Here is a 12,095-nt window from a genome sequence, read left to right on the forward strand (position 1 = left end):
CTTGTGAAACATCCGCGGTTCCATAAAGTACCTGTTGTCATTTCTGTATTCTTTTTCGCAAGGGTGTTCCTGTATCAATCATCCCCATCAGCAAAATAACAAAGGAAACCGGGGGAAACCACGCCAGCAAAACGGCCGGTGCCATCCACACCATGCTTCTTCGTTTCTGTTTCAGTAAAAACGCGATCAATGACAAGCCCTGGATAAAAAACAAGACATGCAAAATCAAGAGGGCGCTGATGATCCACCGGAAATTTTGCCCGTACTCCTCCGAGATCAAAAGCCACTGCAACAGCAACACGATGACAAAAAAATAAAAGAATACTTTCGGCAAACGCCACTCATAAAACGGAGGAAGCGATTTGCTTTCATATCCTTTAGCGACAAGCCGTCTTTTGGCGGCCGCAAACGTTATCAATACCATGGGCAACAAAGCCATCAACAAAAAGATGAGCACAAACGTTTCCACCGGCGGGATGATTTCCCCGGGCACCGACACTCCTGACTCTTGCAAAATTTTTTGGGCCTGATTCCATTCATTCAGCCACAGGGCATTCAACCGGTCAAAGAACCCGAAGGCCCATTGCATCACACTCATGGTCAAGACGGAGACGATCAATCCGCTGACCAATCCCCCCAGTACCACATCGGTTCCGGTCATCTTGGTTTGGGCATATAAATTTCCCATCACCACGCCGACACACCCGGCCGAAACGCCGAGCAGGATGTACCAAAGCGGAACACCGGTGAAAAACATGATGAGGAGGCTTAGCAGCGGAACAACCATTGCACTGACCGGCTGTTTCACGCGCAACATAAAAAAAGGAAAAGGAATGATCCACAATGCAAGCCATTGGATAAAAGGAATGTGAATGGAGGCCAGCAAGAAGAGAAACAGCCCTGTGTACAGGAAGCTGTCTTTTATCCAACCTTTGTCCATGTGCGGCAAATATCCGTCACCTCTTGTTCAGATACTCGTCCAATTTTGACAAATCACCATACCATTTCTCCAGCTGGTGCCCTTCCCGGGCATGTTCACGCAACTTTTGCGAAACCGACTGATCCAATTCGCTGAAAGAAAAACCCATTCTCCGTGCCAAAACATACACCGAAATCACCAAGCTGGACAAACTGTCTATCATCAAATGCTGATTGGCTGAATAAATTGCCCGGAACAAAACGGCAATTTGATCCAAGATTTCTGTCTTCAACCAATCCACAATCTTTATGCTCTTTGCGAATTGTAACCCCCGCTCAGGCCGACTCATTGGTTGCACTCCTCCAAAATCCAACATATTTAGGAGAAGTTTCCACAGATGATTCGCGTTTTCCTGCTTTTTATATGAAAAACAGGGGCGTCATCCACCCCTGCTTTCGATCAATCATTGGTATATGGCAACAGAGCCATTTGACGCGCACGTTTGATTGCACGTGTCAACTGGCGTTGATATTTGGAACTGGTTCCCGTTACACGACGGGGCAAGATTTTGCCGCGTTCGCTGATGAACTTGCGCAGCAAATCAACATCTTTGTAATCGATGTATTCGATTTTGTTCGCTGTAAAGTAGCAGACTTTACGGCGCTTATTCCCACGACGGCGTGCCATGAGACCATCCCTCCTCCCTTAAACCGTTTTTGTTCTCAGAAAGGAAGATCATCGTCAGAGATATCAATCGGTTGTCCGTCATCGGCAAAGGGGTCATCCAACGGCGTGTTCTGGCTGTAACTGTTTCCGTTCCGACTGTTGTCAGAAGCTCCAAAAGCACCGCCGGATTCCGCATTCCGGTTGCGCGGCTCCAAGAACCGGACATCTTCCGCGACGACATCGGTCGTATAGACCGTCCGTCCTTCCTGGTTCTCATATTTTCCGGTTTGCAAACGTCCGTCAATCCCTACCAACGAACCTTTCCGCAAATAGTTGGCACAGTTTTCCGCCAAATTCCGCCAAGCGACAATATTGATAAAATCCGCTTCACGTTCGCCGCGCTGATTCAAGTAGTTCCGGTTCACCGCAACATTGAACCGCACCACGGCGACACCGCTCGGAGTGTAACGAAGCTCCGGATCCCGCGTCAAACGCCCGACCAGGATGACCCGATTTATCATGACAAACCTCTCCCTTTCCCGTGATCAGCCTTTGAATCTATTCCAACGTTTCAATTATTTTTTCTCATCCACATTGATGATCAAATGACGCAAAATGTTGTCATTGATCCGGATCGTGTAATCAAGCTCGTCAATCACTTCGGCATCCGCCTGGAAGTTCACAACGGTGTAATAACCTTCGCGATAGTGATTGATCTCGTAAGCAAAGCGGCGTTTTCCCATGTCATCGGTATCCGTGATTTCACCTTTGTTTGCTTTGATGGTTTGCGCCACTTTTTCACGGGTTGCTTGCAATGTTTCTTCATCCACATCCGGACGAACAATATACATCATTTCATAGCTGTGTTGCATCTCTTTCCACCTCCTTCTGGACTTTCGGCCCTGCCTTCCTCGGCAGAGCAAGGAGCGTATCATCGCCCATGTACAATACGGTATTTAATTCTAACAAAGCCACCGTCATAAATCAATAAGGGGGATGCGCATCCGGCATTGAAATTTTTGCCCGTTCCGGTTTTCTCACCCTCAAACATTAAAACGGAACGTGATAATGTCGCCGTCCTGGACGATATAATCTTTTCCTTCCAACCGGAGCAACCCTTTCTCCCGGGCATTGGCCAGGGATCCGGAGCGAATCAAATCCTCATAGGACAAAACCTCCGCACGAATAAACCCGCGCTCGAAATCGGAGTGGATCACCCCGGCGGCTTGCGGCGCTTTCGTTCCTTTGCGGATGGTCCAGGCACGCACTTCTTTTTCCCCTGCCGTAAAGTAGGTCATCAATCCCAACAGGCGGTAGGCCGCCGCAATCAACCGGTCCATTCCGGAAGAACGGAGCCCCAGCTCTTCCAGGAATAATTGCCGCTCCTCTTGATCCAACTCGGCGATTTCCGCTTCCACCTGCGCACTGATCGGAACCACTTCAGCCCCTTCGGCGGCTGCAATCTCTCGGACCACCCGGACATATTCGTTGTTCTCCGGATCGGCAATATCCGACTCGTTCACATTGGCTGCATACAGCATATTTTTCATGGTCAGCAGGTTTAAGCTTTTGATCATTTTTTTCTCATCCGCGTCCAATTCCACCGTGCGGGCCGGTTTTCCCTCTGCCAACGCCTCTTTTAAACGCGTCAGGATGTCAAATTCCAAAATCGCTTCTTTATCGCCACTTTTCTTGATGCGCGCCACCCGGTCCAGCCGCTTTTCCACGGTTTCCAGATCCGCCAACACCAGCTCCAGATTGATCGTCTCAATGTCACCGGCCGGATCTACTTTTCCCGCAACATGCGTGATGTTTTCATTTTCAAAACAACGAACCACGTGGATGATCGCATCCACCTCGCGGATGTGGGACAAAAACTTGTTTCCCAACCCCTCCCCGCGGCTGGCTCCTTTGACCAACCCGGCAATGTCAACAAATTGGAAGGAGGTGGGGATCACTTTTTGCGGACCCACAATCTCTGCAATTTTCTCCAGTCGTTCGTCCGGAACATCAACCACGCCCACATTCGGGTCAATGGTGCAAAACGGGTAGTTGGCTGATTCAGCCCCTGCTTGGGTGATGGCATTAAATAAAGTGGATTTCCCCACATTGGGAAGTCCGACGATTCCTGTTGCTAACGCCACATCGGCTCCTCCTTGCTATTTATGAAATGGTTTTTCGCACCGGATTTTATGCCCCGTCAATCCTCGTCCATTATAGCGTAAAACGGGAGGTCTCTTCCATCCGCAAAAAGAGAACCTCCCTCCCGGGCTGATTCAGGGAGGGAGGTTCTCTTATTCCGGGTCTTTTGCCGAAACCAAAACCCGCTTCATTCTTCTTTCAAACCGGCTGCGCGGCAGCAAGACACTATGGTCACAACCGGTGCATTTCATCCGGATATCTGCGCCCATGCGAATCACTTTCCAGGCATTCGTTCCGCATGGATGAGGTTTTTTCATTTCCACAATGTCCCCTAAGCCAAATTCCTTCCTCTGCAATCGGGATCACTCTCTTTACTTATTTTATTGCTTCATTATAGAAAGAGCCCCGTTAAAATTCAACCGGACATTCCGGATGTCTCCCGCCTCTTTTCACCAGGCCGGTTTTCCGGAACCGGCTCCCACATGATCCGGCCGCTGAACCGGCAAACGAAAGTTTAGCTTGCAACAACCCATTCTTCTTTTTCTTTGAATCTATTTATATTTCATTTTGAAAGAAGCGCCTTCTTTTACGCCTGCAGAACTTGGCGGTATGTATATTTTCTCCTCTCCAGCCGTATACTGAATTTGAGATTTCAGAGTAAAGGAAGGGATCCCCTGAATGCGAGAAACGATGCCTCCCCGGTTCCGCGTAAAACCCCCCGGCCTCTTTCGGGTGGAATACAATGACCCTTATGCTCCACATCAATTTTCAAATCAATTGCAAAAATTAATGTCTGCTTTTTCCCCGTTTGAGGAAGTCGTCTGTGTCTCCATCGGGACGGATCGTTCCACGGGGGATGCGTTGGGACCGCTGGTCGGCTCCCTTTTGGAGAAAGATCTTCCCGATTCGCTTTCGGTGTACGGGACACTGGATGCGCCTGTTCATGCACTCAATTTGAAACAAACCCTTTCAAAGATTAAAGACTCTCACCCTCATGCACTGATCATCGGCGTCGATGCATGTCTCGGACAAATGAAAAATGTGGGTTGGATTCAAGCGGGGCCGGGTCCTGTGAAGCCCGGGGCCGGCGTCCATAAAAAATTGCCGGAAGTGGGCCAGATTCATATCACCGGCATCGTCAACGTGGCAGGATTTATGGAATACTTTGTCCTGCAGAACACGAGGCTGAACCTGGTCATGAAAATGGCCGAGCTGATTTCCTCATCCATCAGACAAGCCGTGTGCAAGCTGTCAGAAGAAATACCTGTATATCTGCAGCCATGAAAAAAGGCGCCTTTTTCGGCGCACGACGCATGGGAAAGACCGGTCCCGGGTCAGCCGGCAAACTCCCGCGTCGAAACGGCAAACCTTTGGAGGCTTACAGGGAATATGCCTTGCTGATTTCCCGCACCGCTGCAAGCAGTTGATCCACTTCATCCTTGGTGTTGAAATACCCCGGACTCACCCGTACCGTTCCTGTTTCCGTCTTCAAACCGCGATGTTTCAATGCCGCACAATGAAAACCGGCACGCACCGCCATTTGATAATGCTGATCCAAGATCATGGCCACTTCATTGCTGTCCACACCCTGGATATTAAATGAAATCACAGGCAAAGCAGGCGGGGCATCCGTCACCAATTCCACCCCGTCGATCTCCCTCAATCCTTCCCAAAGCTGCCGGGTCAAAGCTTGTTCATGCTCACAGACCTCCCCGACACCGGTTTTTAATAAAAATTCCACCCCTTTGCCCAATCCCGCAATTCCGGGAGTATTGGGAGTGCCGCTTTCAAAACCCGTCGGACGGATTTGCGGCTGATCCATCTCTTCCGATTTCGTCCCGGTTCCCCCTTGCATCCAAGGGGTTAGCGGAACATTCGGGGCCACATACAAGCCTCCCGTTCCTTGCGGTCCCAATAAGCTTTTGTGTCCGGGAAATGCCAGCATGTCAATGGGCATTTGATCCAGTTGGTACGGAAACAAACCGGCGGTTTGGGCTGCATCCACCAGATAATAAATCCCCTGTTCACGGGCGAACTCCCCGATTTCCAACACCGGCAGGCATTCTCCCGTTACATTGGATCCATGGATGGTCACCAACAAGCGGGTATTCGGACGAATCTCTTTTTTGATTGCCGAAACCCAATCGCCACCGGCATCCACATCCACCACACTCACACCGATCCCGTGATGATCCTGCAACCAAAAGGCGGGGCGTGCCACGGCATTATGCTCCCAACCCGTGATCACCAAATGGTCCCCTTCTTTCAATAATCCCTTCAACGCCTGATTGATGGCATGGGTGGTATTGAAACAAAACAGCAGATGCTGTGGATCATGAACGCCCAGCAATTCAGCCAATCTCCCGCGCGTCCCTTCAATGATGTCTTCCGCTTTCCGGGCCAGTTGATGCCCGCCGCGCCCGGGATTGGCTCCTGCATGCATAATCGCTTGTTGCACAGCTTCCGCCACTTCCGGAGGTTTCGGCCAGCTGGAAGCCGCATTGTCAAAATAAATCATGGTTCGTTTCTCCTTTGACTGTTAATCCGTCATCACTTGATCCCGGTTTAACATTTCAATCAAACGTTCCAGTTCCCGTTCGGAATAATATTCGATTTCAATTTTCCCTTTTTTCTTACCGTGTTTAATGCGCACCGGCGTGCTGAACACTTGCTGTAACATGTTTTCATAATGCTTGATGAAAGGATCTGCTGCTTTCTTCTTTTTCTTTTCCTTTTTCGGAACGGATTGATTCAATTGTTGCACCCATTCCTCCAATTGGCGGACACTGGGCTTTTCTTTTTTTACTTTTTCCGCCAGTTTCTTCATCAAATCACGGTCTTTGATTCCCAATAAAGCCCGGGCATGTCCCATGGACAATGTTCCACGTGAAACATCCTCTTGAATTTCCGGCGGCAGTTGAAGCAAACGAAGGAAATTTGCAACATGAGGCCGGCTTTTGCCCACCCGCGCCGCCAACTCTTCCTGCGTGATGGATAAATGCTCCATCAATTTTTGATAGGCACGCGCCATTTCAATGGGATTCAAGTCCTCCCGCTGAACATTTTCCACCAAAGCGATTTCCATCATCTGTTCATCGGTGAAATCGCGCACCACCACCGGAACCCGTTCCAGTCCGGCTTCCTGGGCGGCCCGGAAACGACGCTCTCCCGCCACAATTTCATATCCGCGAATGCTTTTCCTTACGATTAACGGTTGGACAACCCCGTGTTGTTTGATGGACTCTGCCAATTCCTGCAACGAGTCGGGATCAAACTCTTTCCGGGGCTGATAAGGGTTGGCGCGCAACTCGGAGATCTCCGCTTCATGAACGGTTTCATCCCCGTCTTCCACATCAATCGGTTGAAACAACGCCCCCAATCCCCGTCCCAAACCTTTAGAGTTGCTCATTATTCATCACCACTTCTCTGGCCAATTGATTATAACATTCCGCTCCCCGGGAGCGGGCATCATAAATCGTGATCGGCTTGCCATGGCTGGGAGCCTCACTCAGCCGGACATTCCGCGGAATCACCGTTTCATAAACTTTTTGTTGGAAATACTTTTTCACTTCTTCCATCACTTGGACGGACAGATTGGTGCGCCCGTCAAACATGGTCAGCAACACACCTTCAATTTCCAAGCCCTTGTTCAAATGTTTTTGGACAATGCGAATCGTATTTAACAGTTGTCCCAATCCTTCCAAAGCATAAAACTCGCATTGGATGGGAATCAGAACAGACTTGGCAGCCGTTAACGCATTCAGCGTAATGATCCCCAACGACGGAGGACAATCGATAAAAATGTAATCATAATGTTGGGTCGCATTTTTCAACGCCCTTTTTAACCGCAATTCCCGTGAGATGGCCTGAGACAGTTCAATTTCAACCCCTGCCAACTGAATGGTTGCGGGAATAATCGATAAATTCTCAACCTCAGTGGGCAAAACCACGTTTTCTGCCGGAACTTCATCCACCAAAACGTCATACACACACTGCTTCACGTCCGCTTTGTTGATCCCGAGCCCGCTGGTCGAATTCCCTTGAGGATCAATATCCACCAGCAAAACCCGTTTCCCCATCGCCGCGAGGCTTGCCGCCAGGTTGACCGAGGTTGTCGTTTTCCCAACGCCCCCCTTTTGGTTTGCAATTGCAATTACTTTGCCCATTCTCCCACCTCATTTTCGGACTTTTAGTTTTCCGAACCACACCGCCGAACCAGCCTATGTACGAAAAGAAAATGAGGCGAATCATTGCCTCACAGCCCCATCCGTTTCTTCTCTTATTTTAATGATAAAAAAGAAAGAAAAAAAGATAAAATCAAATTCATCATAACAGGAAGAAGATCCGTTTCCCGTCATTTGGGAAGGCGGATAACCACTTCAACGAAATGTTCATGTTCCCGTTCATCCACCATGACATCCATGCCCGTTTTCTTCACCAGATCCACCGATTGGCGGATGGTGTTCATGGCAATGCGAAAATCACGCGTGACCGACTTGCGTTTGGCCTGCTGTTTCTTGGTTTCCTTGACCAGAAGCTTTTTGACCCGTTCTTCCGTCTGCTTTACATTCCAACCTTTGGCCAAAATCTCTTCCAGTACTTGTTTTTGCAAAAACCCCTCTTTTAACGGAAGGAGCGCCCGTGCATGACGTTCGGTGATCATCCGCTTCTGCAATGCTTCCTGCACCTCGGCCGGCAGCTGCAAAAGCCTCAATTTGTTGGCGATGGTGGACTGCCCTTTTCCCAACTTTTGCGCGAGGCCTTCCTGTGTCAATTGATGGATCTCCATCAACCGTTGATAAGCATGCGCTTCTTCAATGGCCGTCAATTCCTCGCGCTGCAAATTTTCAATGAGGGATGCCGCCGCCGCCTGATGATCATCCATTTCCCGAATCACTGCAGGAATCCGTTTCAGCCCCAATTTTTTTACCGCACGCAATCTGCGCTCGCCTGCAACCAACTCATAACAGCGTTCGGTGCGGCGCACCACGACGGGCTGAATAATCCCGTGCATACGGATGGTTTGGCATAATTCATCAATTCGTTCCTCATCAAAAATCGTGCGGGGTTGATAGGGACTGGGTTCAATTTCGTCCACGGGAATCTGCATGACTTGATCGGGATGAACCTCTTGCTCTTTCTCTTTCAGACCGAATAATCTCGTGAAAGACTGTCTCATGAACACAGACACCACCTTACGGTCAACTCAGGTCACGGAATCACCTAATATACCTTTTCGCTTTGATCGTTCAACCCCCTTCTTTCCCGAAACATTATAGAAAAAGATTCACATGTTCCACGTGGAACATGACCGGTTTCGTTGTATGATATGAGAGGAAAGTTTATCATGCCAAACCCGTTCCTTTCACCATTTGGTTAAAAAACAGGGGAGAATCCGGAAACTTTATCGTGGAAAGAAAGGTCTGATACATCGACGCAAACCTTCTCCCCCTGCCTTTCGATATAAAAGAATTTACAAATCTAAAAAACCCGTTATAAGCTGGTGAAGATTCACTTTATTCTGTTGACCCTTTACCTTCACAATTGATAGAATCGTGGGAAGAAGGGGATTTCATCACTTGAGGAGGATATTTCAAAAATGAGCGTACCTGTATACATAGGAAATGACCAAGGATACTATGGTACCAAAGTAGTGACCCGGGCGAATGGAAAGTTTTATAAAATGTTCATCCGGAACATGGTTGTGCCAAACCGTGTGGGGGAAATCACCTATAACAACGATCCCCATAACATCATGTACCGGGATCATGAAGGGGATCAAGAATGGTTCTGCGGAAAGTTGGCCATCGAGCAAGCCGGGGATGACGAACTTTTTGATTCACACAAACGCCGGCTCTTCAGCCCGACCTGGTTCCGGGAACAAGAATACCTGATCATGTTCCGTGTCAGCACCGGCCTCATGCTGCAAGGATCCACGGAACCGGTGGTCGCGGTCGCTTTGCCGACGGACAACTACATCGATTACAAAGATGAATTGAAACGCCGGCTGATCGGGAAACACAGTTTTGAAGTAAAACAAGGAAACTTGCCCTGGCGCAAAATCGAGTTTGAAATCAAACAAGAAAATCTTTTCGTCATCAGCCAACCCATGGCAACCTTGTTCCATATCGCCTTGGACCGCGAAGGAAAACTGCTCAATGAAGACTTGTTTATCCAAAAAGTGAGCATCAACGACTTGGGCTTTGGTACTTCGGACATCGAAACCCTGCACGGGGAAACGATTATCAAACGCCAAAGCTTCACCTCCCGCCATGCCATGTTGGGCGTATATCAAAACCTGGCGAAACGCTTGCTCGAATTCACCCGGAACGCGGATAAAGACGGAAACGGAAAAGAGTATCCGTTATGGAGCCTGCCCCGGATCGTCCGTTCCGGCGAAATCAGCTTTAAAGGAAAATCTTATGATGTCAGCGCCATCGTTCAGGAATCGATCAAGGAAGTGGGCGAAGCTTTGGTGGATGAAGTCTGGCACCGTCTGGACTATGGTGACGACATCACTTATATCATCCTCACCGGCGGCGCTTCGATTCCGTTCAAACCATTTTACCGGGAACGCTTTGGCGATAAACTGATCTTCTCCGAAGACTATGGAATTGAAGCCCAATTTGCCAACGGCTTCGGTTTGTGCAAATTTGCCCAATCCAAAGCGCGCACCGCATCATCCAAAGAAATGATGGAAGCAGCAGCCTCCATTCATCAAGAGTTCAACGTTCCTGATAAATTCGGGGACAACCAGCAAAAGAAAGATCGGAAATCCGGGAAAAAATAAAAAAACGATTCACCCCCCAAGGAAATCCTTGGGGGAAAACTTTTCATGGGCTTTCCATTGAGGAAATTTGTCAAATAAACAAAAATAATTATAGAGATTGTCGCTGAAAAAAGAGATAATAATTGAGAAAGAAGGTTGGAAGGGATCAGGCGACTTTAAGGAGGGCGGAGTAGATGTCACAATTTGAATCCCAATTCGATTGCATTCTTATCGGTACGGGCAATTCGGGAAAAGCGGCTGCCGATGCACTCAAAGAAAAGGGGAAAAACGCACTGTATATCGAATTGAAACCCGAGATGGTGGCAACGTTGATCAGCCAACAAGCCGTCGGGCAATCCACCGGATCAAGCAACCCCTCCTCACAAACAGAAACGCATGGAAACGGGGAAATCTTTGTACAAAAGCAAACGTTACATACCAATCAGCTTGAAACCAACACATATACTTTCCAAAGCAAACCGGCTGAAGATTTTTCATATCAGACCGACTCTTTTTATGATGAATCGTCTCAGGCCGACCAAAGTTCCAGCGCCAAAGACATGGAAATCATCGAAGCTCAAAAAGTCGAATATGCGCCTCCCCACTATTCTTTTTTCACCAATCGCGGCCCTTTACGCAAAAAGACGTTGCGCCGTAAACAAAAGTTAAATTTCCAAGAAACCCCGGAAACAGGGGATGACTATCCGGTTTACCACTTGGAACGGGTTCAGTTGGGGGAAGAGGAAGAATCAAGCAACAACATGGAAGATCCCTGGAATCCGCCTTTTATCGACGAAGATCAGGAAAAACAAGAAGAAATGTATCTGGAACGGGAACAAAAACTTCGCAAAAAACGGACTAACAATCAGTGGATCCATTCATTCAACCAAGATGACGAGGAATCGCCGATGCAAACAGACCGTTCCTCTTTTTCGCCGGCAACGTACGGGCCTTCGGACAACCCGTTTTCTTCTGACTCGTTCCCTGATTTTTATTCGAACGGATTCCAAGCGGAGTCCGACAAAAACCTCCCATCGGATTATTACAAACCAAATGAACAAAACAAAGACAACCCGTCCAACGAACTCGTCCCGTTCGAGCCTTTTTCACCGCGCCGCCGGGTCCGCCAGGGAAAGCGAAGCCGATTGCAAAAAAAGCGGGGAGCGCTTGCGGAAAAAACAAACCAATCATTGACGGAAAATCATCAACAACAAGAAAACCAGTCCATGCTGTTTTCGGGAGAACCCGCCGTCCATGAAAAAAACCCCATCTTTCCCGACGGATCATCCGGTGTCCAATCCTTCGGGAATGAAGAAAAGATCGAGGCGCAACAACCGTTTTCCGCTTTTCAGACCAATGAAAGCAACGAGTCTGCATCCAGTTTGAAACGGGATGACATTGAATTTGAAGATGCTTACGGCGGCTACAGTTCGTGGGAAGAAATCATGACCCCTTATTCCCAAAACAGCCGGAAGCGCCAAGAAATCGATAAAATCGAAAAGAGAAAAATCGCTTTGCGTGGATTGCACAATTTAATCAATAATATGGGTTAATCAAAGAAGCCGAATCACTCCCTGACTCCAAGAGCATTCGGCTTTC

At 48.5% G+C, this 12,095-nt stretch carries 14 protein-coding genes; 3 read left to right on the forward strand and 11 right to left on the reverse strand.

Features of this window, described 5'->3' with window-relative positions:
* Nucleotides 1-37: 37 nt before the first annotated feature.
* The 7 genes from I8U21_RS03475 to I8U21_RS03505 form a co-directional block, all read right to left on the reverse strand.
* Nucleotides 38-940: a DUF2232 domain-containing protein gene (locus tag I8U21_RS03475; protein ID WP_232333932.1), complete on the reverse strand. Its 903-nt coding sequence runs from the start codon at nt 938-940 to the stop codon at nt 38-40.
* Nucleotides 941-956: 16 nt separating this feature from the next.
* The gene (locus tag I8U21_RS03480; protein ID WP_181731237.1) at nt 957-1,268 is read right to left on the reverse strand and encodes a MazG-like family protein; all 312 of its coding nucleotides are present in this window, start codon (nt 1,266-1,268) and stop codon (nt 957-959) included.
* Nucleotides 1,269-1,378: 110 nt separating this feature from the next.
* Nucleotides 1,379-1,606 carry a 30S ribosomal protein S18 gene (gene rpsR, locus I8U21_RS03485; RefSeq protein ID WP_037998203.1) on the reverse strand — a complete coding sequence of 76 codons (228 nt, stop codon included), beginning with the start codon at nt 1,604-1,606 and terminating at the stop codon, nt 1,379-1,381.
* Between the two features lie 35 nt (nt 1,607-1,641).
* Complete coding sequence (ssb, locus tag I8U21_RS03490; protein WP_181821604.1) at nt 1,642-2,106, reverse strand: single-stranded DNA-binding protein; 465 nt, start codon at nt 2,104-2,106, stop codon at nt 1,642-1,644.
* Between the two features lie 54 nt (nt 2,107-2,160).
* Entirely contained in the window at nt 2,161-2,457 is a 297-nt protein-coding gene (gene rpsF / locus I8U21_RS03495) for a 30S ribosomal protein S6 (RefSeq protein ID WP_181732960.1), read from the reverse strand.
* Between the two features lie 171 nt (nt 2,458-2,628).
* Entirely contained in the window at nt 2,629-3,729 is a 1,101-nt protein-coding gene (ychF, locus tag I8U21_RS03500) for a redox-regulated ATPase YchF (protein WP_181732961.1), read from the reverse strand.
* A gap of 150 nt (nt 3,730-3,879) precedes the next feature.
* The gene (locus I8U21_RS03505; RefSeq protein ID WP_181732962.1) at nt 3,880-4,083 is read right to left on the reverse strand and encodes a DUF951 domain-containing protein; all 204 of its coding nucleotides are present in this window, start codon (nt 4,081-4,083) and stop codon (nt 3,880-3,882) included.
* Between the two features lie 322 nt (nt 4,084-4,405).
* Between I8U21_RS03505 and yyaC the strand changes: the two genes are divergently transcribed.
* The gene (yyaC, locus tag I8U21_RS03510; RefSeq protein WP_232337489.1) at nt 4,406-5,011 is read left to right on the forward strand and encodes a spore protease YyaC; all 606 of its coding nucleotides are present in this window, start codon (nt 4,406-4,408) and stop codon (nt 5,009-5,011) included.
* 94 nt (nt 5,012-5,105) lie between these two features.
* On the opposite strand, the gene I8U21_RS03515 is transcribed toward yyaC, so the two are convergent.
* From I8U21_RS03515 to noc, 4 genes are all read right to left on the reverse strand, one after another.
* Nucleotides 5,106-6,245, reverse strand: a complete 1,140-nt coding sequence (locus I8U21_RS03515) for an aminotransferase class V-fold PLP-dependent enzyme (protein ID WP_181732963.1) — start codon at nt 6,243-6,245, stop codon at nt 5,106-5,108.
* A gap of 21 nt (nt 6,246-6,266) precedes the next feature.
* Complete coding sequence (locus I8U21_RS03520) at nt 6,267-7,136, reverse strand: ParB/RepB/Spo0J family partition protein (protein ID WP_181732964.1); 870 nt, start codon at nt 7,134-7,136, stop codon at nt 6,267-6,269.
* Complete coding sequence (locus tag I8U21_RS03525) at nt 7,123-7,893, reverse strand: ParA family protein (protein WP_181732965.1); 771 nt, start codon at nt 7,891-7,893, stop codon at nt 7,123-7,125. The genes I8U21_RS03520 and I8U21_RS03525 overlap by 14 nt, the downstream gene beginning before the upstream one ends.
* 188 nt (nt 7,894-8,081) lie before the next feature.
* Entirely contained in the window at nt 8,082-8,906 is an 825-nt protein-coding gene (gene noc, locus I8U21_RS03530) for a nucleoid occlusion protein (RefSeq protein WP_232337490.1), read from the reverse strand.
* A 420-nt stretch (nt 8,907-9,326) separates the two neighbouring features.
* On the opposite strand from noc, the gene I8U21_RS03535 reads away from it, so the two are divergent.
* Together I8U21_RS03535 and I8U21_RS03540 are read left to right on the forward strand one after the other, a co-directional pair.
* Nucleotides 9,327-10,517, forward strand: coding sequence for a ParM/StbA family protein (locus tag I8U21_RS03535; protein WP_181732966.1), 1,191 nt, complete (start codon nt 9,327-9,329; stop codon nt 10,515-10,517).
* A gap of 173 nt (nt 10,518-10,690) precedes the next feature.
* Nucleotides 10,691-12,049, forward strand: coding sequence for a hypothetical protein (locus tag I8U21_RS03540; protein ID WP_198053285.1), 1,359 nt, complete (start codon nt 10,691-10,693; stop codon nt 12,047-12,049).
* The last annotated feature ends 46 nt before the right edge of the window (nt 12,050-12,095 follow it).

This window comes from Thermoactinomyces sp. CICC 23799, from assembly GCF_016055145.1.
Classification (GTDB): Bacteria; Bacillota; Bacilli; order Thermoactinomycetales; family Thermoactinomycetaceae; genus Thermoactinomyces; species Thermoactinomyces intermedius.